Source organism: Belnapia moabensis DSM 16746 (assembly GCF_000745835.1).
In the GTDB taxonomy this organism is placed as follows: domain Bacteria; phylum Pseudomonadota; class Alphaproteobacteria; order Acetobacterales; family Acetobacteraceae; genus Belnapia; species Belnapia moabensis.
Genome location: NZ_JQKB01000066.1, coordinates 1 through 24,580 on the forward strand (window position 1 = coordinate 1; position 24,580 = coordinate 24,580).

29 protein-coding genes and 1 pseudogene are annotated in these 24,580 nt (G+C 66.2%); 12 read left to right on the forward strand and 18 right to left on the reverse strand.

From position 1 onward, the window contains the following. The 4 genes and pseudogenes from EP26_RS24115 to EP26_RS24125 form a co-directional block, all read right to left on the reverse strand. On the reverse strand, positions 1–263 hold a 263-nt coding region (locus EP26_RS24115; protein WP_043342416.1), incomplete at its 3' end, for a transposase. A gap of 381 nt (positions 264–644) precedes the next feature. After that, positions 645–799, reverse strand: a pseudogene (locus EP26_RS37685) (IS481 family transposase); the annotation flags it as partial. A gap of 138 nt (positions 800–937) precedes the next feature. Then, positions 938–1,414 carry a hypothetical protein gene (locus EP26_RS24120; RefSeq protein ID WP_157033725.1) on the reverse strand — a complete coding sequence of 159 codons (477 nt, stop codon included), beginning with the start codon at positions 1,412–1,414 and terminating at the stop codon, positions 938–940. A gap of 333 nt (positions 1,415–1,747) precedes the next feature. Next, positions 1,748–2,458, reverse strand: coding sequence for a hypothetical protein (locus EP26_RS24125; RefSeq protein WP_157033726.1), 711 nt, complete (start codon positions 2,456–2,458; stop codon positions 1,748–1,750). A gap of 534 nt (positions 2,459–2,992) precedes the next feature. On the opposite strand from EP26_RS24125, the gene EP26_RS24130 reads away from it, so the two are divergent. Then, positions 2,993–3,427, forward strand: coding sequence for a DoxX family protein (locus EP26_RS24130; protein ID WP_043342419.1), 435 nt, complete (start codon positions 2,993–2,995; stop codon positions 3,425–3,427). 78 nt (positions 3,428–3,505) lie between these two features. Here the strand turns inward: EP26_RS24130 and EP26_RS37690 are convergent, their stop codons facing one another. Continuing rightward, positions 3,506–3,760 (reverse strand): cation diffusion facilitator family transporter, encoded by a 255-nt coding sequence (locus EP26_RS37690; protein ID WP_052389614.1) that lies wholly within the window; start codon positions 3,758–3,760, stop codon positions 3,506–3,508. Next, entirely contained in the window at positions 3,702–3,908 is a 207-nt protein-coding gene (locus EP26_RS37695) for a hypothetical protein (RefSeq protein WP_245624501.1), read from the reverse strand. The genes EP26_RS37690 and EP26_RS37695 overlap by 59 nt, the downstream gene beginning before the upstream one ends. A gap of 308 nt (positions 3,909–4,216) precedes the next feature. Between EP26_RS37695 and EP26_RS24140 the strand changes: the two genes are divergently transcribed. Further along, positions 4,217–5,236, forward strand: coding sequence for a methyltransferase (locus EP26_RS24140; protein ID WP_043342420.1), 1,020 nt, complete (start codon positions 4,217–4,219; stop codon positions 5,234–5,236). 42 nt (positions 5,237–5,278) lie between these two features. Here the strand turns inward: EP26_RS24140 and EP26_RS24145 are convergent, their stop codons facing one another. Then, positions 5,279–6,340, reverse strand: a complete 1,062-nt coding sequence (locus EP26_RS24145) for an IS630 family transposase (protein WP_043342421.1) — start codon at positions 6,338–6,340, stop codon at positions 5,279–5,281. A 256-nt stretch (positions 6,341–6,596) separates the two neighbouring features. On the opposite strand from EP26_RS24145, the gene EP26_RS24150 reads away from it, so the two are divergent. Then, positions 6,597–6,959: a hypothetical protein gene (locus EP26_RS24150; RefSeq protein WP_157033727.1), complete on the forward strand. Its 363-nt coding sequence runs from the start codon at positions 6,597–6,599 to the stop codon at positions 6,957–6,959. An 85-nt stretch (positions 6,960–7,044) separates the two neighbouring features. Here the strand turns inward: EP26_RS24150 and EP26_RS24155 are convergent, their stop codons facing one another. Further along, on the reverse strand, positions 7,045–7,701 hold the full coding sequence (locus EP26_RS24155) for a hypothetical protein (protein ID WP_043342423.1): 657 nt from the start codon (positions 7,699–7,701) through the stop codon (positions 7,045–7,047). A gap of 124 nt (positions 7,702–7,825) precedes the next feature. Here EP26_RS24155 and EP26_RS38265 point away from each other — a divergent pair, with 124 nt between their 5' ends. Continuing rightward, positions 7,826–7,999 (forward strand): maltose acetyltransferase domain-containing protein, encoded by a 174-nt coding sequence (locus EP26_RS38265; RefSeq protein WP_281177112.1) that lies wholly within the window; start codon positions 7,826–7,828, stop codon positions 7,997–7,999. Between the two features lie 47 nt (positions 8,000–8,046). On the opposite strand, the gene EP26_RS24165 is transcribed toward EP26_RS38265, so the two are convergent. Together EP26_RS24165 and EP26_RS24175 are read right to left on the reverse strand one after the other, a co-directional pair. After that, on the reverse strand, positions 8,047–8,688 hold the full coding sequence (locus tag EP26_RS24165; protein ID WP_043342425.1) for a hypothetical protein: 642 nt from the start codon (positions 8,686–8,688) through the stop codon (positions 8,047–8,049). A 217-nt stretch (positions 8,689–8,905) separates the two neighbouring features. Further along, on the reverse strand, positions 8,906–9,646 hold the full coding sequence (locus EP26_RS24175; protein ID WP_169747473.1) for a metallophosphoesterase family protein: 741 nt from the start codon (positions 9,644–9,646) through the stop codon (positions 8,906–8,908). Positions 9,647–9,886: 240 nt separating this feature from the next. On the opposite strand from EP26_RS24175, the gene EP26_RS24180 reads away from it, so the two are divergent. Then, positions 9,887–10,276 carry a hypothetical protein gene (locus tag EP26_RS24180; protein WP_043342430.1) on the forward strand — a complete coding sequence of 130 codons (390 nt, stop codon included), beginning with the start codon at positions 9,887–9,889 and terminating at the stop codon, positions 10,274–10,276. 159 nt (positions 10,277–10,435) lie between these two features. Here the strand turns inward: EP26_RS24180 and EP26_RS24185 are convergent, their stop codons facing one another. Continuing rightward, the gene (locus EP26_RS24185) at positions 10,436–10,660 is read right to left on the reverse strand and encodes a hypothetical protein (protein WP_043342432.1); all 225 of its coding nucleotides are present in this window, start codon (positions 10,658–10,660) and stop codon (positions 10,436–10,438) included. A gap of 76 nt (positions 10,661–10,736) precedes the next feature. On the opposite strand from EP26_RS24185, the gene EP26_RS24190 reads away from it, so the two are divergent. Both EP26_RS24190 and EP26_RS35235 read left to right on the forward strand, forming a co-directional pair. Continuing rightward, entirely contained in the window at positions 10,737–11,873 is a 1,137-nt protein-coding gene (locus tag EP26_RS24190; RefSeq protein WP_084112904.1) for a 4-hydroxy-tetrahydrodipicolinate synthase family protein, read from the forward strand. Between the two features lie 310 nt (positions 11,874–12,183). Then, entirely contained in the window at positions 12,184–12,447 is a 264-nt protein-coding gene (locus tag EP26_RS35235) for a hypothetical protein (protein WP_157033728.1), read from the forward strand. Between the two features lie 356 nt (positions 12,448–12,803). On the opposite strand, the gene EP26_RS24200 is transcribed toward EP26_RS35235, so the two are convergent. The 5 genes from EP26_RS24200 to EP26_RS24225 all read right to left on the reverse strand — a co-directional run bounded on the left by EP26_RS24200 (position 12,804) and on the right by EP26_RS24225 (position 17,051). Next, positions 12,804–14,651 carry a hypothetical protein gene (locus EP26_RS24200; protein WP_157033729.1) on the reverse strand — a complete coding sequence of 616 codons (1,848 nt, stop codon included), beginning with the start codon at positions 14,649–14,651 and terminating at the stop codon, positions 12,804–12,806. Positions 14,652–14,901: 250 nt separating this feature from the next. Continuing rightward, positions 14,902–15,360 carry a hypothetical protein gene (locus tag EP26_RS24205; RefSeq protein ID WP_157033730.1) on the reverse strand — a complete coding sequence of 153 codons (459 nt, stop codon included), beginning with the start codon at positions 15,358–15,360 and terminating at the stop codon, positions 14,902–14,904. 11 nt (positions 15,361–15,371) lie between these two features. Then, positions 15,372–15,650: a hypothetical protein gene (locus EP26_RS24210; RefSeq protein WP_043342439.1), complete on the reverse strand. Its 279-nt coding sequence runs from the start codon at positions 15,648–15,650 to the stop codon at positions 15,372–15,374. A gap of 656 nt (positions 15,651–16,306) precedes the next feature. Beyond that, a complete protein-coding gene (locus tag EP26_RS24220) occupies positions 16,307–16,741 on the reverse strand; it encodes a hypothetical protein (RefSeq protein WP_043342442.1) in 435 nt (144 codons plus the stop codon). A 100-nt stretch (positions 16,742–16,841) separates the two neighbouring features. Beyond that, positions 16,842–17,051, reverse strand: a complete 210-nt coding sequence (locus EP26_RS24225) for a hypothetical protein (protein WP_043342443.1) — start codon at positions 17,049–17,051, stop codon at positions 16,842–16,844. Between the two features lie 503 nt (positions 17,052–17,554). Here EP26_RS24225 and EP26_RS24230 point away from each other — a divergent pair. Next, positions 17,555–17,800 (forward strand): hypothetical protein, encoded by a 246-nt coding sequence (locus EP26_RS24230; protein WP_043342444.1) that lies wholly within the window; start codon positions 17,555–17,557, stop codon positions 17,798–17,800. Between the two features lie 551 nt (positions 17,801–18,351). Beyond that, positions 18,352–18,747, forward strand: a complete 396-nt coding sequence (locus tag EP26_RS24240) for a hypothetical protein (protein ID WP_043342446.1) — start codon at positions 18,352–18,354, stop codon at positions 18,745–18,747. A gap of 190 nt (positions 18,748–18,937) precedes the next feature. Here the strand turns inward: EP26_RS24240 and EP26_RS24245 are convergent, their stop codons facing one another. Together EP26_RS24245 and EP26_RS24250 are read right to left on the reverse strand one after the other, a co-directional pair. After that, on the reverse strand, positions 18,938–19,627 hold the full coding sequence (locus EP26_RS24245) for a cyclase family protein (protein WP_043342447.1): 690 nt from the start codon (positions 19,625–19,627) through the stop codon (positions 18,938–18,940). Positions 19,628–19,679: 52 nt separating this feature from the next. Next, positions 19,680–20,705, reverse strand: coding sequence for a Bug family tripartite tricarboxylate transporter substrate binding protein (locus tag EP26_RS24250; RefSeq protein WP_052389615.1), 1,026 nt, complete (start codon positions 20,703–20,705; stop codon positions 19,680–19,682). 216 nt (positions 20,706–20,921) lie between these two features. Between EP26_RS24250 and EP26_RS24255 the strand changes: the two genes are divergently transcribed. From EP26_RS24255 to EP26_RS36920, 3 genes are all read left to right on the forward strand, one after another. After that, entirely contained in the window at positions 20,922–21,746 is an 825-nt protein-coding gene (locus EP26_RS24255) for an IclR family transcriptional regulator (RefSeq protein WP_052389616.1), read from the forward strand. Further along, positions 21,743–23,155 carry an amidase gene (locus tag EP26_RS24260; protein WP_043342449.1) on the forward strand — a complete coding sequence of 471 codons (1,413 nt, stop codon included), beginning with the start codon at positions 21,743–21,745 and terminating at the stop codon, positions 23,153–23,155. Before EP26_RS24255 ends, EP26_RS24260 begins: the two co-directional genes overlap by 4 nt. Before the next feature lie 1,174 nt (positions 23,156–24,329). Beyond that, positions 24,330–24,580: helix-turn-helix domain-containing protein (locus EP26_RS36920; RefSeq protein WP_043340206.1), on the forward strand; the 251-nt coding region annotated here is incomplete at its 3' end.

A 24,580-nucleotide genomic window follows, 5' to 3' on the forward strand; every position in this document is an offset into this window, starting at 1 on the left:
CGGTCCTCGTCCCAGCGTCGCAGATAGTCGTTCACCGTGCTGCGTGGCGGCAGGTCCTTCGGCAGCGCGGCCCACTGGCAGCCGGTGGACAGGATGTACATCACCCCGTTCAGCACCGCTCGTATGTCCACCGTCCGTTTGTTGCCGCCGCTCTTCGCCAGTGGGATCAGCGGACCGATGATCGACCATTCCTCGTCGGTCAGATCGCTCGGGTAGCGCAGTTTGCTGCGGTCGTATTTTGGCCGGCTCTCGGGCGTCCACATGGACGCCCTTCTTCCCGCACCCGCCGCTCGGAGCCAATCACAACCGATTCAGATGCCTCGATTTGTTCCCGGATGGACACTTAGAGCACACTCTCTCGGCACCCAAGAGGCGAAGTAGGATTTCATTTTCCGTTACCGCCACTTTCATTGGAATCCGTACCGCGGCAGTGAAGGCTTGGACTGGGGGCGCAGGTGCCAAGGCACGTCGTCCTGCTTGAGAGGGGCTTCTCAAGTGCAATCCCGCCCTTCAGATCTACCGGCCCGGCCTGCTGCTCAACGAGCTTGGCCTTGCTGCCGCGCCTGGTGTTGGTGTTCGGCATGATGTGCAGAGCGACATTCGACCACGTCGCCGCTCAGGCCAAGGACGCGGCCTATCGTACCTGCCGGAGTGGTGCCAGTTCGGTGTCGCCATTCCGCACCGTTTTGGGGTTTAGGTGTTGTTGGACGTCCAGGGTACGGGTCGGCGCTTGCCACGCTTGGAGCTCGGTTCGAACTCGCGGCGTCGTTCGGGCTGAGCCGTGAGAACGTGCTGCCATAGGGCATCCTCTTGCTCACGAGAGAACGCACCACTACAGGCAGGAACTGCACAGTTTGGACGTCAGAGTACGGCGACGGCTCAGAACGCAGAAGCCGTTCCTGGGGGTGATGCGAAGGTTGTTAGAGGGAAGTCACTGTCAAGCTGTCGGGTGGCTGCCCCACCATCGCTCGAGGGCCTCGGCAAGTTGGGGTCGCATCTGCCAGCGGAAGTGACCCTCAGGGCTGCGGGCTGGTGCCGCCGTGGCCAGGGTGAACGTCCAGGTCGGCGAACCGTCGGAGCCGGTCTCTGCGGGCTGGTAGCACACTTCAAGTGCCATCATCTTGGCAAACGAGCCCAAATGGGTGTTCGCACCCTCGTAGCTGTCCCATCCCGCAGCCCTAGCGAGTTCGCCCGCGCTCAGGGTCTGTTCGGGAGCCTTATGGAGTGCTGCGAGCATCCTTTGGTTGTGCAGGCCGAACTCTCGCCGCCGCGCTAGCCGGTGAAGTGCGCCGAGATACTCATCGGCAGTCGGGATCCCGTTCACCCTCGCCGCCCGTGCGCTTGAGATCCGCTCGGCCAGAGTGAGCTTAAGTTTCGCCAGCACGCCCTCCACTGTCTCGGCATCGGCGTCCACGAAATCCTTCGGCCCGAGAATTACCCGCCCTCGATATCCGGTTGCAGTCCTCATTGTGCGAACCTCATGCCGTCCGAGGCGGTGCGTAGCCGAGGCACTCATCCAGGCATCTCCTACCGTCGTAATATGCAAAATAATGCTTTCTCGTGATTGAGAGTACCGACCGGCTCCAGCGGATCATGGCTCCGTTGAATGGCTGGTTGCGTCCGCATAAGCTTGCTTATCCGACAAGTCTCGAAATCCGGCGGCCCGCCGAGCACGCGGCACCAAGAGATTTGGTCAGGACAGTACCTGGCCGCCCAGGCGCCCTCCTCGGAGGCTTGCCAGCCGGTCCTAAGCCACTCTCCGGTCACGGGCGGAACGCCTGGCGAATCGCTGTGCCTCCAGCGCGCGCTGCTCCGCAGCCTGCTGAGCCTTCTCCTGACGGACTCGCTCGGCCTCGGCTTCGGCCACGCGCCGACGTTCCGTGGCCTCGTCTCGAGCCTTCGCCCGCTCTGCGGCCTTGGCGTCGGCGACCTTCAGACAGGTGCTCTCGCTGCGCAGGCCGGAGGATGTCATGCGTGCCGATGCAGCCTCGCCGGGGCCGAACTTGACCACGATGGAGATCGCCCCATGCTGGCCGTCGCTCTCGAAGGCGAGCTTGAGATCGGCGCCCATCTGGATGCGCGCGCCTTTCCTAGGGGCTCCGGTTAGGCGGCCGATAACGCCTGGGGCTGGCGCGACCTCCACGAGCTCGGTTACCTCAGCGGCCGTCAGGTGCCGCAGGTTGCGATAGTGGGCGACCAAGCTGCCATCTTCGCCGGGTTGGATGATGCACACGCGGCCTGTTTCTGCCTCGATGAAAACCCCTACGGCGCCGTCATAGCCAATCATCAGGCGGTCGGTTTCGAAGGAGGTCTCGTGCAGCCTTTCGGTCATACCATCGAAGCGGCGTCGCAGTGCCTCAGCAGCGGGCACGGTCCCAGATGCTTGCGGAGCTTGCGGCCGGGCAAGCACAATACCACCACCTGCCGCGACGGCCGCGCAGATGATCAATCCCTCCATGAGCATCTCAAGGCACCCCCGCTCGGCAGTCGCCAATCGAAACCGAAACCTAATGAATTGGGATAGACTAATCAACTAAAAGTAGCGTGAACCCCACGCGGCCTTCGCTCAGGTCTGCTGGCCACCTCGACTTGGTAGGTCCCGAACGTCTGGGCCGCCCCTCAGGGGGACGGCGAGCATAGGCGACGCCGCTCGTCCAGGGCTGCTCGGCGCCATTCCCAAACATTGACATGTCCTGCGCCGAGCGACCCTGAACGGGTGCGCGGCGATGGCTCAGGCCGAGCGTGGAACACCAGAGACGGCCGCTCCACAGAATGGCCAAACAGAGTTGGGCGTCGGGTGCTGCGTGGGGAGGTGTAGTCGGACTGCGGCGATGGACGCATTCGCCACACCGGGAGCGGTTATACTGGAGCACCTTCGGTGCTTCGCTTTTCCTAAGGATCGCGGTGTGGTCGAGTGGAGCCGCTACCGGCGGTGGGGGAGAATTTGCCATGTCCCGAACCCATCGGTGCGCAACAGCCGCAGGGAAAAACCATGAAGACCCAGACTCTCACTGCCGAATGGGCGCCGCGCTTGCTGAGCGTGCTCCGCATCGTCGCCGCGCTCATCTTCCTCGAACACGGCACGCAGAAGCTATTCGGCTTCCCACCGCGCATGGGAGGAGCCGCAATCGGTCCGGCTGTCTTCACTCTGCTCTGGTTTGCTGCCGTGATTGAGCTTGTCGGCGGTCTGCTGTTGCTCGTCGGCCTTTTCACCCGACCGGTGGCCTTCCTCCTCGCGGGCGAGATGGCCTTCGCCTACTTCATTGGCCATGCGCCGCGAAACTTCTTCCCCGCCCTGAATGGCGGCGACGCGGCGATCCTCTACTGCTTCGTCTTCCTCTACATGGCCGCCGCAGGGGGTGGGCCTTGGAGCCTTGATCACGCCAGAGAGCGGCGCACCGTTGAGCGGGTAGTCGCCCTTCGTTAAAGGCCGGAACGGGGTCGCGCTTCTGCTCGCGGCCCCGGACTGGGATCAAGGTAGGGCGAGCACGCCCAACTGCTTGGCCTAGTGCGGAGGCTCTACGTGGATGGTGATAACGGCGTCCCCGGTCTCCTCGTGGAGCGCGTGCTCGACGCGATCGCAGACGTCGTGCGCCTCGTCAACCGGCATCTCGCGGGGGACGACGAGGTGGAACTCGATGAAGGTGACCCGGCCCGCGTGACGGACCCAGAGGTCGTGCGCCTCAATAGCGCCTTCGGCGCTAGTCGAGATGACGACCCCGATCCGATCCAGCACCTCCCCGGGCGGGGCGGCGTCCATCAGACCACCGACCAACTCCCGGACCAGCCCCCCAGCCTGTCCAAAGGATGTTCACGGCCATCAGGGCCGCCAGCGCCGGGTCGAGCCAGAGCCATCCCGTCAGCGGCACCAGGACGAAGCCGACCAGGACGCCGCCCGAGGTGGCCACGTCGGTCAGCAGGTGCTTGCCATCGGCGATCAGGGCCGGAGAGCGCTAGTGCTGCGACACAGACGAAACGTACATTCCTGAGGTCTTGCCGCGCCCCCGGCGGGTGCGTCAGTCGGCCCGCCGTTGGCTCATTACCGATCGAGTGAGCCCAGCGAGGGTGCTCTCGACGAACAGGCCAACGGCGGGTACTTGTCGGCAGCGGTGAGGGTCCGATAACCCGTGCCCCGTCGGGGCCTGCCTGCCGAATACCCTCCCAGCCGACCGAAACCCGTGCCATTATCAAAGCGGCCCCAAGCAGGGAGGCCACCATGGTACAGCAGACGCCAGCGCTCGACTTGATCCGGCTGGTGAATGGCTATCAGATTTCACAGGCCATTCACGTTGCCGCTGCGCTCGGTATCGCCGACCACCTCGCTGACGAGGAACGGACCAGCGACGACCTCGCCGCCGCAACGGGCTCCCACCCGCGCACCCTCTACAGGCTGCTGCGAGCCCTTGCGACAACCGGGGTGTTCCGCGAAGGGCAGGACCGGCGCTTTGCACTGACGCCGATGGGCGAGTGCCTGCGCTCCGACGCGCCGGTCTCGGTCGCGCCTTGGGCCAACCTCATCGGGCGTCCCTTCGAGTGGAATGCTTGGGCGCACCTCCTACACAGCGTCCGCACGGGCGAGAACGCATTCCGCCACGTGCATGGCACGGGCAACTTCGATTACCTCTCCCGGCATCCAGAGGAGCAGGCGATCTTCGATCGGGCGATGTCGGCGATCTCGCGCAGGCTCGCTCCCGCGGTGCTCGCGGCCTACGACTTTTCTCCTTTCCGCCGGGTCGTCGACGTGGGCGGTGGCACGGGCGCGCTGCTTGCCAAAATCCTCGAAGCCCACCCGCTCCTGCGCGGCGTGCTGTTTGACCAGCCGCATGTGGTCGCGCGGGCGAGGTCGGTGCTGGAAGCCGCAAGCGTCATCAACCGGTGTGAGGTCGTCGGGGGTAGCTTCTTCGAGACCGTGCCAGAGGGCGGCGACGCTTATGTACTCAAGTTCATCCTGCATGACTGGGACGACGCGGCTTCCACAGCGATCTTGAAGGCATGCCGCCGCGCCATGAGGGTGGGGGCGAGGCTATTGGTACTGGAACGACTGATCGATTCACCTAATGAGGGGGCGGACACCAAGTTCGCCGACCTGAACATGCTGGTCGAGCCCGGCGGCCTGGAACGAACGCCCGCGGAGTTTGCAGCGCTGTTCGCAGCCGCAGGCTTCCGCCTCACCAGGGTTGTGCCGACGGCGACGCCCTTAAACGTGATCGAGGGCGCGCTCGCAGATGCAGCGTAACCGAGGGGTGAGGGCTCGGTAAGTCCGCGGTAGTGCAGCCACTCACACGGAGCATGCATCGAGCTTGGCGATGATGGCGGCGGGAGTGGCAGTCCAGACGAAGGGCTTTGGATCGGCGTTGTGCTCGGCGAGGTAGCGCTTGATGGCGGCTTGCAGGTCGACCAGGGAGTGGAAGCTGCCGCGCCGAAGGCGCTTGCGGGTCAAAGCTGAGTAGAAGGTCTCGACCGCGTTCAGCCATGACCCGGAGGTGGGGGTGAAGTGGAACGACCAGCGCGGGTGCCGCTCCAGCCACGCCTTCACCTTTGGATGCTTGTGGGTGGCGTAGTTGTCGACCACAGCATGGACCAGCTTCCCCACCGGAATTTCACGCTCGACCGTGTTGAGGAAGCGGATGAACTCCTCGTGGCGGTGGCGCTGCATGCAGCGGCCGATCACCGTGCCGTCGAGCACGTTCAGCGCGGCGAACAGCGTGGTCGTGCCGTGCCGGACGTAATCGTGGGTCATGGTGCCGCAGCGGCCGGGCTTGAGCGGCAGGCCGGGCTGGGTGCGATCGAGCGCCTGTATCTGGCTCTTTTCGTCGATGGATAGCACGACCGCATGGGTGGGTGGGTCGACATAGAGGTTGACCACGTCGACCAGCTTGGCCTCGAACGCATGGTCACGGGAGCGCTTGAAGGTCCTGATGCGGTGCGGCTGAAGCTGGTGCGCTTCCCGGATACGCTGCACCGAGCGTAGCGAGATGCCAGTCGCCTTCGCCATGGCACGCCCGGTCCAGTGCGTTGCCTGATGAGGCGGAGGGCCACAGGTCATCGCCACCACCCGCGCGACCACGTCGGAGGGGATCGGCGGCGTGCCGGGCGGGCGCGTCTTGTCGTGCAGCAGGCCGTCCACGCCCTCTTCAGCAAAGCGCTGCTGCCAGCGCCACACCATCGGGCGGCTGACGCCGACGTCATCGGCGACGTGCTGCACCGGCCGGTGATCGGCGGAGGCCAGCACCACGCGTGCCCGCTCAATGGTCTTGCCCGGCCGGTTCCGGTCGGCCGCGATGGTTTCCAAGCGCCGCCGGTCGGACGCACTCACGATCACGCATACGGTCTGAGCCATGCAGCCAGACTCGCACGGTCCACATGCCAAGTGAATCGGCAGAGTGCGTCAGAGCGCTAGCTGGCTATCGGCGCTAACTATTCGTGCCGATCTCAGCACTACACGCAACCCATGCCATCGTTTACCGTACCCTAGCGCGAGTTTCTAGCGCTGCATAAGGACACGATAAGGAATTCCGTTGACTTCCGATACGTTTACGATCCAGTCTCTAGAGGATGACCGGATCGCCCCCGACCACCAGCCCCAGGAGCCCATCATGTCGACCGCCCACCGCATCTCCAGCGACCTCGAGCTCGGCATCGGCCTCGGCGTTGCGGCGCTCGGGGCCGCACTGCACCAGGGCATCGAGCGATCCCGCATCCGGTCCGCCCAGCGCGCGGCCGAGGATGCTCAGGGTGCCGCGATGGTGCACTCCGCTGTCGGGCAGGTGCATGCCCACGTGGCCTCTGACCTCCGCGTCCGCCTGATCGGCGCCGAGGCCGAGATCGATCGACTCCAGGAGCTCGCCGACACCCTGCGGACCGAGGTCAAGCGGATGGCCAGCGAGCGCGACGAGGCGGTCGCCATCGCCCACGATCTCCTGGATGAGCTTGAGGTCCTGCGTGCCCGGGCGCACTGAGCTTCCTCCACGCGGGCGACGAAATGCTAAGGGGCTGCTGGGTCATCGTCAGCGGCCCTATCTTCTGCGTCTCAGGCGGCCTCTGTCAGGCCGTACGGCCATCGTAGTAGTAGCCGCGGTCCGCCTTGGGCTCGTCCCGCGGCTTGTAACCCGCGGCGAGGAAACGTGCCCGGAGGCCGCCCAGCACCTGCTGCTGCTCCGGCGTCCGCTCCGGCTCCGCGTCTATCTTTGCCTCCACGGCGTCTTGCATCGTCCTAGGCGCCATGTCGCCCAGGGCGACTGCCTTCGGACCGCGAACGCCCGGCAGGCCGTCCCTGGCGCCCGACACGAGCTCCCCGACCGCCCTGACATCGGTTTCCGCCAACCGGTGCGCCTCGCCGGTGCTCAAGCTCTCGACATACCTGAGCCAGCCGGGCGCCAGGGCCTCGGCCAGCGGCTCCAGATCTCGGCCCTCGGAGCGGAGCTTGGCAGCGCGCTGGAGCAGCCTGACAGTTTGGGCGACCGACATCGCCTGCTCGGCCTGCTGAGACTGCTGCTGGGCCTGCATCTGCACCATGGCGGCAGCCTCGACGGTCGACGGGCCTGCGCCACCGCCGCCGGAGCCTAGTCCGGCCAGCACCCGAACGGGGCTGGTGACGACTCGGAGTGTCATCTTGGTGCCATTCCAGACCCACTGCATGGTGGCCTGGAACGTGGTCGCGACGGCCTGGATGGCTGCGGCGATACGGGACAGGATCGACATCGGAAACTCCTGGGGTGGGGGCCGTCGACAGATGATGTGCGATGTCCCCAGAATGCTGGCTCCAGTCGCAAGGCAGACCGACTAACGCCAACCAGGAATCGCAATGCGCAGCGAAAAGGAAAAGATGCTCGCGGGTGAGTACTACGACGCAAGCGCACCGGAGATCCAAGCAGACCTTGCCGCCAACGACAGGTGGCTGGCCCGCTACAATGCCACCCAGGCGATGGATCCCGCCGCACGGCGGAAGCTACTAGAGCCTACGGCAACCCCGCTCGGTGCGGCCCCCATCCCCTCCTGAGGCACCGCTTATAGGCACGTCCTCGTATCATATGACGCGAGGACATCTCACTCATCCGGCTCTCCGCGAAACCGGCGCTCCGGCAGCCGGGCCCAAGCCTCGGCGCGCCTGGCCGGGTCCGCCAGCAGAGAACTCATCGTCCCGCCCTCGGCCGGGGCATGCAGCCAAGCCACCGCCTCCAGCCAGCGCCAGCCGAAGGCATCGAGCACCCGGCCGTGGTCCGCCTGGATGACCGGGTGGACACTCAGGCGCTCATCGACGGCATTGAGCACACCGACGGCGAGCCGGTACTCGCGCAGTCCGAGGCCAGTAAGGTCCGACAGGTAAATGCAGTCGATCGGCGGCACCTCGTCCGGGGTAGCAGCGAGGATGACATGCCATCCTTCGATATCGCGGTCATCCGTGCCCTGCTCCTGGATCCACGGCATCACGCCATCCAGGCCCCTCACCCACCACTTGCCCGGGTGCAGATACTCGGCGAGATCCAGCCGCCGCAGGTCCTGTCTGTCGGCGACAGCCTGCTCCTCAGTTGCCGCGAGCAGCACCAGACGCGCCTGGGTGGCTTCCAGCAGACGGCCGAGGAGCCAAGCTGCTTGCTCATCGATGCCATCCGCAGTGCTCCGGAGCCGGGCGAGGCCGGTGTGGAGACAGCCCTCGAGGCCGCAGAAGATGATGCGCTGGCGGCTCATCGTGTATATGCTCTCAAATCCCATCCGTATCCGAGCAAGCGCCCGAGGTCCCAAAGGGCGCGGTCCGTGCTGCCTTCCTGGGGTAGGTCCAGCGGCAGGTCGTTCCGGATTGCGCCGGGCTCCAGGTGCAGCGCATCGCGCATGCCCTCTGCCGCGCCGAGGAGCCAGCCCCTGCGGACCCACGGCAGCCGGGGATCCAAGTAGCTGCCATGCGCGCTCATGCGACCTCGCCATCGATGCGACGACACTCGCCGATGCCGAGCCCCACCACCCGCATCTCCCGACCGCTGGGGAGAGTCAGGCGGTCACCATAGGAGCGGTGGTGGTGCCCATGCAGCCAGAGGCGGCATCCAACTTGGTCGGCGAGCAGGTCCAAGGCCCGGAAGCCGTGCCGGTGGCACGAGGGCGCCTCATGCGACACGACGACATCACAGGGTCCTGCCGCCGCCACGCGCTCGAGGTCCTCGGAGAAGATGGCATCGCGCATCCGTAGCGGCATGCCACGGAGTTCTGGGATTTCGGGCTGTGTCGTTGTGGCCCTCCAGCGCTCCGGCGGCCGCACCTGCCGCATATAGTCGGCCCGGGTGCAATAGACCGGCGCCTCTGTCCCCTCGCGCGGGTACCAGACCTTTTCCTTGAAGATGCCGCTCAAACCACCGACCCGCAGCCCACCGGCCTCGATACACCGGCCGCCGAGGTGCCCGTCCGGATGCAGTCCGAGGCTACCGACCAGATTGTCGTAGTAGCGATTGCGGCCACAATCATGGTTGCCAAGCAGCCAAAAGACGTTCCAGTGATTAGCGTAGAGTGGCTCCAAGGCGTCAGAAAGCGGCTCCTCAAGATCCTGATCGCCGAGGAGGACGAGGATGCCGGAGCGCTCCTGGCGCTGACAGAAGTCCAGGATTGGCGCGTAGGCGCCATGGGGATCGCCAGCAGCGACCACGGGAATATGGGACAACGGGAAAGGCTCCGGCAGGCGGGCAAGCAGGCGCGGCGAACCGCGGGGGCGGGTCTCAGACGGCAGAGCGTCGTATCGAGTGGACCCGCAGCATCCCTAGCCTCCGGTTAACCAATCTTTTTACCGCATTTATCTTATGCAAGCAAGTGCGGCTTTCTGGATTTCATGCATTCGGGCGTGAGACAATCCTCATATCGGTTGGGATTTCCCGATCACCTCACCACCCCGAGGAGCCGCCCAATGCCTACCGTGTCCTTTTTCTACTCCAAAGACCTCGTCGCCATCCGCAAAACCGTGGCGCCCGCCGCACGCTGGGATGCCGCCAGCAAGACCTGGTCGATGTCCGGTGCCGACGCCGCCGCCTTCGTCCAGGCCGCCTCGGCCGTGTTCCTCGATGCCGCGATCGACGTCGACGGCGTGCCCGTCCACGAGCAGGTGCCGGGCGCCAACCCGGAATACCGCATCCTGCGATGCCAGGACCTGGGCGCCTCCCTGTCGATCCTGGTCGACGGGTACGACCACACCCGCCGCCTCATCATCCGCCCGCGCGACGGCCAGTCCGACCCCACCGACTTGGCCGGTCCTCCGCCGCCTCAACCTGAGCAGGTCGACAGAGTGGGTCGATGGTGAGCCTGCGCAGGTCTGGGCCGCACCCGCTACCGCCTGGTTACGCGTGCTGACCGCGTTCGGCGCGCCAGTGGCGCATGTGGCGGCCGAGCCGGTACGGTCCACCGGCTACCAGACTCCGCGGCACCTCGCTGACGCCATCCGCGAGATCGGCCGTCACCATCAGGCCAGGGCAAGTGCGACAAGGGGGGCCCAGCCCCGGCTGCCGGTGAGCAGGGCCACCGGCGTCAGGGAGAAGCCAACCGCAACCGGCGCATTGACGGCCGCCACTTCCACAAGGGAGGATGACGGCATGATCCACTGGTTTGCCAAGCCCGCGACATCGAAGAAGTGCCCCGCAAGGGGCACCTCCGGTCCGCGCGCGCGGTAAGCCAGCCACAGCGCCACAGGATCAGGTTGGACCCCGCCAGTTGGACGGGGTCACCTTCAGGTCCCGTCTCCGGCACAGGAGAGAATGGACCCTATGGAAGCGAACCACCCGACACCCAGCGGCCTCTGGCTGCCGCTCGTCACGCCATTCCGCGACAACGAGCTCGACGAGGCGTCGCTGCGACGACTTGTACGCCACTACTCTGCGGAGCCTATCGACGGCTTGATCCTCGCCGCCACGACCGGCGAGGGCCTCACTGAGGACGAGGCCGAGCGCCTCGTTGCCCTCACCGCCGAGGAATTGACCGCGGCGGGGAAGCACCTGCCCCTCTTCCTCGGCCTTTCCGGCAGCGACACGCGCAAGGTCCAGAAGGCCCTGGCGGGCACCTCAGCGTGGCCTCTCGACGGCTATCTCGTCACCTGCCCCTACTACACGCGCCCGTCGCAAGTGGGGATGGTCCGCCACTTCTCCGCCTTGGCCGAGAGCACGGCGCGCCCGCTCATGATCTACAACATCCCCTACCGGACGGGCGTGAACCTCGGGAACGCGGCGATGCTGGAACTCGCTGCCGTGCTGAACATCGTCGGCGTGAAAGATTGCTCGGCCGACATGGCGCAATCGCTCGACCTGCTCCGCCGCAAGCCGCCCGGCTTCTCGGTGCTGACCGGAGAGGACGCCCTATTTCACACCATGCTGGCCGGGGGAGCGGACGGCGGCATCACCGCTTCCGCGCATGTTGGGGTTGGCGCCTTCGCCACCGTGCGCCGCCTGTTACAGGATGGGGATGCTCCCGGGGCGCTAGCCGCCTGGCACGCAATCTGCGAGTTGCCACGCCTCTTGTTCACCGAGCCGAGCCCCGCACCGATCAAGCACTGGCTCTGGCGTGCCGGGCTGATCGACAGCCCTGAGGTGCGTTTGCCCATGGTGCCCGTGAGCGCGAACCTCGCGACGCGGATTGCCCAGGAGGTGGGCGCCTCAGGCCGAGGCTCGGCTTGTAGCGGCACCGGGCAATGGCTCAGCCGTCCGCGAGCTCCAGAACCGGCTCCTCCACCCGGATCCGAGAGCGGCCAAGGCGGGCCCAAAAGCCCGGCAGGATCTCCAGATGGCCGCCCCGGTCACCGGCTGCTGGAGCCTTGCCAGAACCACCACAGGCTCGGCACGGCTCGGGTGTCCCGTCGAAGTCCTCGGCGTCGGGCTCCCAGCAGCGGCCAGCGCAGGCGCTGCATGTGAGCTTCAGCATGGGGTTGTCCCCCTGGCTCGCGGAGCAGCGGGCGCGATGTTACCCATCTCCGCCCGGATCTCGAGAATGCAGAAGGCCAGCCACCGGAGTTGGGCTGGCTGACGCATCTCAACGCCGAAGCGCCGCCGCATTGTCACAGCCAGTTCCTCAGCGATTTCAGCATCTATGCGCGTGGGGGCCGCGTCGACATCACGCTGTCTCTCCCCTCCGCACGGCCGCCAGCACGGACCGGTACATCCCGAAGACCCTCTCCCGGCGCCAGTCACCCGGCGCCCCGACCCACTCGAGCACGTGGTCGGCTTGCTGGTGATCGTCGCAGGGATGGAGCAGGTCGCAGTCCGAGAGCTTGGCAAGGCTGGCAGGCCATCCAGCCGCCGCGAGCTTATCCTGCCTCACGTCAACCAGGATCTGATCGCAGTGGGGCTGGAAGGAGAAGGAATGGTGATCCGGGTTCTGTCGACCTCTAGGAGAGAAGGCCGCGGAGGGAGGGGAGCCCTGATTCCTACAGTCAGCCAGGATCTGATCTCAGTAGGGTTGGGAATGAGCGGAGACGGCTGGAAGTGAAGGATGGGACGGCTGAAGAAGGAGGACGTCAGGGATGGATATCAGGCTCTCCCGGTAGGCATCACGCACGGAAGACCTTGGAGAGACACATAACGGCCATGAATGGCATACCGCTGGCTTTGTCTGAGGGCACGCTGGGAGGCACGGCAGAGGCCTGGGCCATGCGTGACCCCGATACGCACGGAAAGCTCCTACGCCCGTTTCTGACGGTTCCCGGGAGATGCCTTCCAGATGCCGCTGAAGAGGGTCACGGTGGGCACTGATGACATGGGGTCCTCGGACACGCCCGAACAGCAGAAAGCCGCCAGGGACGAACCCTGACGGCCTGCATCCAACCTCCGCTGGTCTGGTGACGGTCAAGCCGCCAACCGCTCATCCTCCAGGTAACCCAGGAACTCGAGGATGCCGGTGACGGTGCTCTCTGGCAGTCCGGTCACGTCCACCACCTCAATCGGGTCGACGATGCCACGGTCCAACACCGCCATGACCATGCCCTCCGCTTCGTCGGCCGGGATGTCCGCAATCGCGCCCCCTTTGCCCTCGTTCGCTTCGGCGAAGGCGGCTTCCTCGGCCAGCATCTCCACCACTTCGGCGACCTGGTCGGCCGACAGCTTCGCCAGCCGCATGACCTTGGACAGGTCCTCCCGCATGGCCTCGGCGATGGCCCGGTAGCTCAGGTTAGCGGCGCGCAGCCGGTGAACTTCAGGAGCCCGACGACGCGCTTCGAACTCGTAAGAAATCCGGTCCCGCGGCGCCTGAACGGCAGCCTCTGCCTCCTCTCGCTCGATCTCACGCTCCACGGAGATGCGCATGGCGTCGGTACACAGGCTGCGCAGGCGGAGGCCTTTCACCTCTTCGCGGGTCGGCTGGTACTCGTCCAGCAGCCGGGCCTTGCCGTAGGTGTACCGTGGGTCCTTGTGCCAGGACCGGCCGCGCTCGCCACGGCTGGCCCGGACATAGTTATCGACCACGGAGGCGTCGGAGCCCTGGGCCTCCCACTCGGTCCGCACCCACTCGTCACCGGCAACCAGGACCAGCAGCGTCCTGACCTGTGCCCGGACCCAGGCGACATCTCGGCCGAGCGGCATCCCGGCCACGAGGGAGGAGGCGATGCGAAGGCAGCACTCGTCCCGCTCGCCCAAGGTCAGGCCGCCGCGATGGATAATGAGGGCCACCTGCTCCAGGGCGACGCGGATCTGGTAGACGTTGTGGCACCCTTCCATCCACTTCACGGCGCCTTCCTTGGTCGATGCCAGCTTGCGCAACGCGTCGATCTCGAGGGCGGCCGGGCCAAGGGGGATGGGCTGGGTCGGGATGCGGACGGTCTTGGTCCGGCTGCGGGGCATCCGGCGCGCCACCGGCTCCCCGGCTGCATTGGCAGCCTCAGCCGCGGCGGCGCAGGCCTGGTAGAGGCTCGGCAGGTTGCGGCGCAGGTCGGCGAGGCTGACGCGGCCGCGGCTCCCCGGCACCAGGGTGATGCGCGGCACGCCAGCCATGGGATCCTCCGCGCCGTCCTCGAGGCGCGGCGCGGCGACGTAAATCGGCTGGATGGCATCGCTGATCTTCGGGTCGACCAACTTCTTCACCTGCCCGTTGCCCATCTTCGGCATGCGGATGCCGTGCTCGCTCTCGTAGAAGGCCCGTACGCGCAGGTCGAAGCGCTTCATCATCTCGTTGGCACCGGTCTCGCCGAGGGCCTCATCCAGGAGCATCCAAACCCGGGCGTCCAGGGTGCGCGGGGCCTGTCCGACGGGCACAGTCCAGCAGCAGGAGGAGGACCACTGCCACACAACCTCGACGTCGGCGACCTCGGAACCAAGAACGGACAGCATCCAGGCCTGGGCGGCCGCAGGGTCACGGCGCGGATCGTGGCCTGCCACGTTGGGCCAGGAGTCCAGGTCCAGCGGCAGAGTGTGTAGCTTCGCGCGCTTGATGCCCGGCGGGCACTTACCCTTCGGATCTTTGATGCGGCGGAGGTAGTGGCCGGAGTGCGCCAGGTGCGAGCGGCAGAACAGCGCCTGGCCCTCTGCGGCGACGGTGGAGATGATGACGAACATCTCCTTGGCGTCGCTCCAGGAGCGCATCTCGCCCTGGAAGAACTTGCTGCCGCGGATGTCGAAAGATTCCTTGGAGCCGTTTAGGCAGAGCACCTTCCCCGGGTGCTTGCCGTTCCGAACTTTTGTCTCCCGGTCCGCCGGATACAAGATAGCAATAGTGTCCGTCCTCACCGATGAACTCCGGCCGGGGTGGAGTGAGGATGATCACACGTCTCGGAGCAAGAATTCAACGAATTCGTGAGGACAAAATTGTTGACCCTTTGGCAGTGGTAACATTTTACCTTATTTCTGCTAGCCTGTTACGGGTTTTCTGAAGCAAAGGCTCTGCCCCGTACCGGCAATCTAACGGCTAAAAGATGTGCCCGTACGGTAAATTTGAACTAACCCCTTGAAATCTTTATTCGTGTTTGTTGACAAGCCTTGTATCAGCGCGCACCGGCCCGACGCCCGGAATCCAGTCTCCAGCCGCCACCGCCGCCCGTACCGCAGCAGTCGTTAGATGCTTGCGGGGCGCCGACGAGACACGCGCGAAGCCGAACGGCCCGGCGACCTCATCATGGTAGGAATCCTGCCACGCGCGCATGGCGGCACAGTACGCCTTGTTACTCTTCGTGGTGTCCCCACCGGCTGCCCGGACGAGCCGCTTGGCGACGTGCCCGGGATGCATGTCCATGGTCAGGGCAAGGCTGTCCGGCGCCACGATCCAGTGATGGTGAAAAAATCCCTCGTCCGTATGCATGATCACGGACCGCAACGCAGCCCCAAACCGGCGCTGGAGCCATTCGACATCGGCGCGCTGCCAGATCTTGAGCCGTTTGGCCCCCCTCATCGAATCCCGGACCTCATCGGCGGGCACCGGGTATGAACTCACCCCACCAACGCGACCCAGGCATCCTTACGGAGGCGCCGTCCGCGTAGGCGCTGCGTGGCGTGCTGCTCCTCAATCCAAGTGAGCAGGGCGGCAGGATCGGTGCCGTAGACCTGGACCGGCTTGCGGGGCGTAGCGACATGAGGGCAGTGCCCGGGCTGCCGCATCATCTCGCCGATGATCCCGCGCAGCGAGTGGGCGTTCTTCTTGCGGCTCGCGGCGACTTGGAGCCCGAATCCGGCGACGTGAACGAATTGGTGTAGCTGGCGCTTGGCCATCGCGACCTCCTGAGGTGAGCAGTAGTCCCCCAACGGTCGGCCAGCGGCTGGCAAGTGAGCAGTAGTCGGTTGCTGGGAAGGACTACTGCTGCCGTGAATTGCCTTCCATGCCGTCTACTCCTCATCTCCGGTCGCCGGTGACCGGAGAGGACAACGGGCGGCCCAGAGACCGCCCGCTAGCCAACCTGCGCTGGTAGGGGATGACCAACCGCCAGCCCGCCCTCGTCAATGCCATGGCCGCGTTACGCCAGCCCGGACTCAGCCGCGCGATCACGTCACCGACCGCTTCCTCCCAGAACCTGAGCGGCAATCCGTCGAGCTCCGCTTCGGCCTTTAGGATCTGCGCGAGGGCATCGGCGAGACCGTCACGGCTGCCGTCGCCCGCCGCCTCGACAGCGACGCACTCAAAGCAGGACGTCCAAGAACCGATGTCGCTATCCGAAATCAGGGCGCGGCGTACTTGGGCCTGCTCACCGGCGGCCAGGGTCCGCCCGCAGCCGGAGTAGGGGCAACGCCCCCCAAGGACGAGCACGCGCCGTCCAGGATGCGGAGGATCTCGTCGTCATCGTCGACGGAGGGCAGAACGGCTGCACACCGGCGCACGGAATTCAAAGTTGACATAGTTGGCGAACTTCGGGGTTGGTTTTTGGATTGGGTCAGGTGCCTGCGCGAATGCGGCACCGATTTACCTCGAGCAGGTCGAGCATGCGGTGGTGGGCCCATGCGTCGCTGAAACCGCGAGCTCGGGCGATGTCGATGAAATCGCGCTTGCGGCGTGCGGCGGCGATGACTTCGGCCAGGGGTGCCGTCCGAAGATAATGCTCCCGCTCTTCCTTGAGCCGACGGCGTTCCGCTTCACGGGCATCCTGACGGGCGATGGCATTACGGAAGCGGGACATCACCCTCTCGACGACCTCCTTATTGGTCGAGCGGCGGGGTTGGCTGGCACGCTGGCGGAGGATCTCTTCGAGGGACTCGAAGATTGGGTCAGGCTGTCGGATGATGGCCGTCTCAGGCGCCGCGAGGATGAGGCCGATGTAATCGATCTCCCCAAGGCGGCTAAGGCCGAGCCGGTTAAAGGGTGAACGCATTCTACCCTCCCTTGCATTGTCCTTATTGTTGATAGGAATCCCTGGCTGACGACAGCGGGCGCGGCATATCGGAGGCATGTCCGCTTCCCTCGCCATCCCATCAGTCGGCAGGGGCCTGACCCGGCTGGTCGTAGTCGGTGATGAACCTCATCACCGCCTGGATCCGATTGAGCGTAATGCGGCCCGCTCGGAGCTCGCGGACGAGATGTCCGTCGGCAGCTACGTCGCGGCCGAGGCGCGACGGCGACATGCCGGTGTCGACCAAAAACTTATCGACGATTTCAACAACGGATTTGTGGACATCGAGCATGATGCGGTCCTCCTATACCCAATTCTGGTGCGGACATCCTCAAAAGAGCAATGAAGTCGGAATAGGAGATTAGTGATGTTGTCGTTGCCTCCGAAAAATGCTGGCCTTGGCTGATGGCCAGACCGCGAAAGATTCCGTACCCGGAGGCTGAGCCGGACTCTGTTGCCGACAGGTTGGAGAGGATCCTCAGGGCGCGCGGTATGACCCCTCGCGCGGCCTCGATAGCCTCGGGCTGCCACCCGGACACGCTCCGCAACGCGTTACGAGGACGTGCCAAGCTACCACGAGGCAAAACCCTGCAAGGGGTAACACGGGCCCTTGGAGTGACCGAGGACATGCTCCTCGGCCGCGCGCCACTCCCCGATCCCTTGCCGCCTCTGAGCCAACCCCAGACGCCCTCCCCTGCCCCGCAACCGGATCCCGCGCCACCGACCACCAGCACACCGGCACAGCCGCCCGCGACCACCGCGCCCCAGGACACGGCCCCTAACCTCAAGCGCGCCATGGCCGCCGTCGAGCGTGCCAAGTTTGCATTCGCCGACCGCGAGATGATGCCCGTTCGCCGGGCATTAATGTCTGCCACCGACCAAGCGGTGCAGGAGGCCGTCGCGCAGGGCTTGGTGCCTGAAGCCTCGCTGCGTGTGGCGGTGCAGGCGGCAATGATGTCGTCTTTGGGCCTCGGGATGGACATGGCCGACATCTTGGATGTCATCGCGTCCTGCGCCGGTTCGGCGGGCACTCGAAAGTAAAAGCCTGTCGATGGCCATCAGGACGGTGGCGGGCTCATGGCCCTTGACCGAAGTGGCTAGCTGCGGCTGCCCGATATACCAGAGCGCCAGGAACGCAGATGCGCAATGATGCGCGCATCTGCTCGCGCTATAAGCTGCCCGCATGCGCTTCCTTCCACCGCCCGTGAGCCTCCAAGACGTTGCCATCCAAATCCTAGATCACGGGGGTGACGCGACGAACGCAACGAAAGAGTTCATCGATTACCTGCTCGCACTTGCGGTGAATGCCGGGATCCGCCCGGGCGACCTCCTGCCAGTGCCGATGTCTGCGATCGAGGGGGAGCCGCCTCCCCTGCCCGACCCGATCCGCAGGACTTACCTCGCTAGCTTGGCGGAGCACCTGGCGCGCTTGGCTGGGCATCCGGCGCCACCGGCGTGGTGCTTTCGACCGGAGTATGTGCTGCCGGAGCCCCGATACCCACGTTATGGCAGCCGGGAGCGTGCCATCGCGGAGACACCGGAGGAGTTTGCGAGGCGCGGGCTGTACTGCGGGCCGGTGTTGATGAAGCTCCATGAGCATCTGCGGCGGCGGGCTCAGATCGCTACCTGATCTCTTCGTCCTGCTGCCTGGGCAGCGACACGACAGCGTCGGCGTGGCGCCACTCCTCAGCGGCCTCGAGTTCGGCGCCCTACTCGGCAACAAGGGCTTCGATGTCGACTGGCTATGCGCCAAGCTTGATGCCCGCAGCGCTATTGCGGTGATCCCGACCGAGGCCAGTCGCAAAGCTATCATCCCCTGTGAACAGGCGATGTATCGCTGGCGGGACCTGATTAAGAAATACTTCGCTAAGCTCAAGGAGTTTCGTGCCGTCGCCATCCACTACGACGAGACGGACGACCACCTCCGTGCCACCATCAATCTCGCCGCAGCCGTCGTCGCATCCCGACAAGATGTCAACGTGCCATAATCCGGGATGTGATGTGAGCTTTCGCCACGTTAAGGCCGGAAGGCGGCCGTGGCACGAGGGCGGGTGGCCTCTCCACGCCGCAAGGAAGCAGGCGTCCGTTCGCAGCGCCCGCGGCCGCCTCTCGGCATCACCGATGGTGTGGTGTTGGCAGCCCTCCCTGGCCGGGGGCCTGCTCGGTTCCGGCAGTCGCCTACTCGAACAGCGCCACAGCCCGGATCGGGCTCGCGGTGCCGCCGCGGATCTTCAGCGGCAGGCCGATGAAGCGGAACCTGCCGCGCCCCACCACCGCCTCAAGGTTGGTCAGGCACTCCATGTGAGTAATGCCCCGCTCCGCGCACGCCATGTGCGCCTTGAAATTGAGCTCGCCCTCGGGCGCCGGGCTGATCGCCTCGACACCGAACATGCCGATCCCGCGGTCAGCCAGCCAATGGATGGCTTCGATGGATAGACCCGGGAAGTCGTGCCCATAGCCGGGCTTGCCGAGCAGCCGTTCATTGGTGCCGAGCAGGATGAGGACGGTGTCGCCCTTCTGGATCTGCTGGCTCGTCGCCTCCACGGCCGCAGCGAGTTCGTCGACCGTCACCGCATGCTTCAGCGGGACGTGCCGGAGGTCCACGCAGAAGGCCGAAGTGATGAAATTCTCCAGCGGCACTTGGTCAATGGACAGCGCCCCGGGGCGCGGGTCGAAGTGCACGGGGGCGTCGACATGCGTGCCTGCGTGATCGCTGAAAGCGATTGAGAGCGCCTTGCTTGTGAAGACCGTGTCTCCGGCAACCTTCTTTTCCGAGTGGTCGTTCCAAACCGTCATGACCACGGGCGGGTGGGACGGGTGCGTCTGCGTGCGGTGGAAGAGCTCGCGGCTCAAATCGACGATTTCCATGGGAAGCTCCTGCTTTCCGTTCCTTGGTGGTTGCTTGGGTCCGGTCGGCACGTCAGCCGACGGTGATCTTCGCCTCGCGGATCACCTCGCCCCAGCGCTTGCGATCCTTGGCGACGTACTCGGCGAACTCCTCGGGACCGAGGCCAAGGTTCACCATGCCCTGCTCGGCCAGCTTGGCGCTGACGCCCGGGTCGGCGATGACCCGCGCCGCGGTGTCCCGCAGCTTCTTGAGGACCCAATCCGGCACGCCCACCGGGGTGAAGAGGCCGTAGTAGCTGACCGCCTCATAGCCCGGTACCCCCGCCTCAGCCATCGTCGGGACATCGGGCAGACCCGGGTAGCGCTGCGGTGTCGTCACCGCCAGCGCGCGCACCCGGCCGGAGGCCACCTGCGGCATGCCGGTTGTGAATGGGTCGCAGACCATGTCGATCCGACCGGCGAGCACGTCGGCGGTGGCAGGCGCGGTGCCGCGGTAGGGCGCGTGCGACATCCGAACCTTGGCCATGAGCTCCAGCAGCGCCATGGCCAAGTGCGAGCCGCCGCCGTTCCCCGCCGAGCCGTAGGTGAGCTCGCCCGGCTTCTGCCGGGCGCGCTCTAGGAGTTGCTGAAAGCTGATTACGTCCAGGCTGTTGCGGACGTAGAGGACCGAACCGACGCCGCCTACCATGGCGATCGGCGCCAAGTCCTTGGCCGGGTCGTAGTTGAGGTCGCTGTAGAGCTCGGGGTTGATGGAGTTGGTGGCCTGGCTGCCCATGAGCAGCGTGTAGCCGTCGGCGGGGGAGCGTACGGCGGCCTCGGTACCGATGCGGCCGCCGCCGCCGGAGCGGTTCTCGACCAAGACGGTCTGGCCCAGCGCCCGGCCAAGCGGCTCGGCGAGGAGGCGGCTGATGACGTCGGCGGCCCCGGCCGGTGGGAACGGCGCGATCAGGCGGAGGGGGCGCGACGGGAAGTCGGGCTCGGCGGCCTGCGCGCTTACCGGGATTCTCCCCGCCAGGGCGGCGGCGATCCCCGCGGCGATGAGCGTCCGGCGGCCCGGGATGAGTGTGGTGGGACAATGCCCATCGCGGAATACGGTCATGTCGCGTCCTCTGCGGGTTGAGACTACGCTGCCGATGTCGTTCTCCCCGCCCCGGCAAGTGGCGCCAGTTGGCCCGGCCTTAGCCAGGATGCTCTCAGTCGGAAGGGGTACTTGAGAAGTCCGATAATCAGGAACTTCCGCAATGTGGAAGTTGATGTGGGGAGGGTTTGCCCGGCAAGCCGCGCCTTCGTAGGCTTCCCAGAAGCGAGGGACCGCATGGTGGAGGACGCAGGCACCGAGGTGGCGGTCGGACGCGACGGCGGACAGGCCATCCGGCGTGCGGTGGCCCTGCTGCGGGAGGTTTCGGCGTCGAAGGCAAAGGGGCTGGGGGCGAAGCTCAGTGGTCTGGCCGAGGCCACGGGCCTCACGCAGCCGACCGCGCACCGCCTCCTGGCCGTCCTCCTCAAGGAGGGATTGCTGGAGCGCGATTCCGCCTCCCGGGCCTACCGGCTTGGCCCGCTGCTCTATGAGTTCGGCCTCGCCGCAGCGCCGCGCGTCGATGTCCGGCGCATGTGCGGGCCGACGCTCGACCGCATCGCCGCTGAGGCCGGGGACACCGCCTACCTCAACAGCCGGAGCGGCACCGATGCGCTCTGCCTCGACCGCCGCGAGGGCAGCTTCGAGATTCGCGCCCTGCCGGTCGAGGTCGGTAACCGGCGGCCGCTCGGCGTCGGCGCTGGTGCCCTCGCCGTCCTGGCAAGCCTTCCCCCTGGCGAGGCCGACCTCGTCGTCGCTGCGAATGAGGGGCGCTACCGGCGTCACGGGCTCATCGCCGACAAGGTCCGCACTGCGATTGAGGCCACCCGCGCCCGCGGTTTCGCGGTCACCACTGGCCGCATCGTGGCGCGCTACCGCGGTGTGGCCGTGGCCGTTGGCAACGGCGTGGGCGGCGTCCCCGTGGCGCTCTCCGTCATCGCTATAGCCGAGAGGCTCGACGTCCGCCGCATCGAGGCGGTCGCCGCGCTTCTCCGCAGGGAGGAGGCCGCGCTGCGCGCCGCCATCTCCGGATCCCTCACAACGCACAAGGGCCGAGCCGCGTGACAGACACGACCCCGCCTCCCCTCGACGCCGCCGCCATGTCCTCCTCGCTGGCAGAGGGGCGGTGCAGGCCCTCCGAACTGCTGGAGGACTGCCTAGCGCGCATCGCCCGCGCCAACGCCGTTCTGGGCGCCTTCGTGCACGTCGACGAGGCGGGCTCCCGTCGGGCGGCCGAGGCCGCCGACCGACGGCACGCCGAGGGCAGCCGCATCGGCCCCCTCGATGGCGTGCCCGTTGCGGTCAAGGACAACCTCTGGGTCGTGGGCATGCCCGCGCGTTGGGGCAGCCGCATGTGGGCGGAGTTCGTCCCGCCGCTCGACGACATCCCGGTCGAGCGATTGCGGGCGGCGGGCGCCGTGATCGTGGGCAAGACCAACACCCCGGAGTTCGCCCTCTCCGGCCGAACCGACAGCCCGCTGCACGGCCCTGCCCGCAACCCCTGGGATCCGAACCTGACGCCAGGCGGCTCGAGCGGCGGCTCCGTGGCCGCCATTGCGTCGGGAATGGTGCCACTGTCTCTGGCGACGGACGCTGGAGGCTCTACGCGCCTGCCAGCAAGCTACACCGGCCTCTACGGCCTCCGCCCCAGCAACGGCCGCATCGCCCGGCGCCACGGCTTCCCGCCCATGGCCCTGGACTTCCAGGCTGTGGGCATCCTTGCTCGCAGTCTGGGCGACCTCCGCCTGCTCTACGAGTGCGTGGCCGGGCCCGACGAGCGGGACCCGTCCTCCCTGCGCCTGCCACCCCTTGGGAGTGGTGTCCCGGAGGGACGTCCCTTGCGTATCGGCGTTTTCGCGAAATGCGAGGGCGAGTTGGTGGACCCGGAGGTCAAGGCCGCTGTCGAGGAGTGCGCCGCCCTGCTGGCGAAGGCGGGCTGCGAGGTGGTCCGTCGTACCGCGCCCTACGACGTCCGCCAGGTCCGCAGCGTCTGGGGCACGCTGAGCGCGGCAGGCGCCGCCCGGGCCGCCTGCATGCATCCCGACACTTGGCGCGCGCAGGCCAGCCGACCCATAGCCGCTACGGCCGAGCGAGGCTTGGCGCTGACCGCGGTCGACTACGTGCGCGCCGTGGATGGTTTGGCCCAGATCCGAGGTGCGGTGGCAGATGCCTGGGGCGACGTCGACGCCTTTCTCTGCCCCAGCGCGGTCTCGCCAGCTTGGCCCATCAACGACGAGTACCCGGCCGCCATCGGCGGCCAGCCTGGGCACGCGGCGGCACAGAACGCCTTCGCCACCTGGGTCAATGCCGTCGGTTACCCGGGGCTGAGCATACCTGTACGCCCGCATGCCGACGGGTTGCCCCTCGGCATCCAAGTGGTCGGGCGCTTCGGCGGTGACGATACGGTGCTGGCGGTCGCCCGCCGCCTCGAGGATGTGGCCACCTGGACGCGACCGCTCTTCCCAGGCTGGTAACGCGGCACCGGCGTTAAGTCGTCAGCGACCTACCCGCCGCCTGAAAATCTAGCGAGGATGCGCTTGGCCAAGAGGGTCGGTTGCGACAATGAGGACCCCGAGCCTGGGAGCGCTGCCGACCTCGCCAGCGAATGGGGCCGCGATATCGCGAACGATACTCAAAATGGGGGACGGAAACTCGCGACCTGAGATGATTTTGGACATCTCGCTCCAGTGATGGTCCTTCAGCGTCGCGTCGTGACCTCCCGGGACGTGAAGGATGTTCCGCACGTCCGGCCGCGGGTCCGACTTGAAGCCGTGGTGCCCGGCCCTGCCGGGATCTGGGAAGCGCAGCCACTGCATGCCGCCTGGGGAAGAGCGCGCCGAGGAGGTCGTCAGTCGCCACATAGCTCAGCAGGTGCCCTAGCTGCGGCTTGCGCGCGCTGAAGGCCTGCGGCCGCAGCAAGGGCTGCCACGAGAAGGCGGCTCACACCATGCTGCCAGCGAAGATGATGCTCTCGACGTGAACAGCCGGGCACGCTTCCAGGGCGCTCGCCGCGAGACAGGTCCTGTGCAGGCGCCCAATGAACGGGACCCGAGCGTGCGGATACATGGCCTTGGCCGTCACCTACTGGCCGCTTCCTGGACCTCACTGCCCAGCGCCAAGCCCTCTCACTGGACACAGGCGACGCCTGCGGTGTCCGAGTAGCAGAAGACGACATGCAGAGCCGCTCGCATTGACCGTCCGCATCGACTGTTCCACAGTCCTCCAGTTCGACGGCTGGATTAGCTGGAAAGCGAGGGTTTTGCTGAGGGGAATTCAACCTTGGAGGGAATCCAGGTCCCCCAGCCATCTTCAGAAATCTATAGAGAAATCAGCAGCTTAGAGGACCGCACGGACCCCGGATGCGAGGGCGTGCTGCTGTGCCACAACTCTGTACCACATTCGGGTCGGAATCCTCGCCCTCCCCTGATGCCTCACCCCGTCCTCGCCGCCCCGCTCTGCACCTCCTGGTCCGGGCTGGGAGCTGGTACTGGTCACGGCGCCTGCCTCGGGCCAGGCGAGGCCCCGATACGAAACAGAAACAGATTTTCCTTCGGCTATCCTTATACCAAGTCTCGGAGAGCGTGACTTGCTGGGGATTCCCAGGAGGACGGCGCTCTGATTCAACGTGGCGAACAGGGGAGCTTCGCCATGCCCATCCCACTCCGAGCTGACTTTAACGCGGCTGGGCTCCGTAGTGCGGCTCGACGGACCAAGGATGCGGCCCAGGCACGTCGCCTGTTGGCCTTGGCAGCCATTTACGATGGCGCATTGCGCACGGAGGCCGCCCGGATCGGCGGGGTGACGGTGCAGATCGTCCGGGACTGGGTGGTGCGGTTCAATGCCGAGGGTCCGGCTGGGCTGATTGACCGTAAGGCGCTGGGCCAGGCATCGCGGTTGAG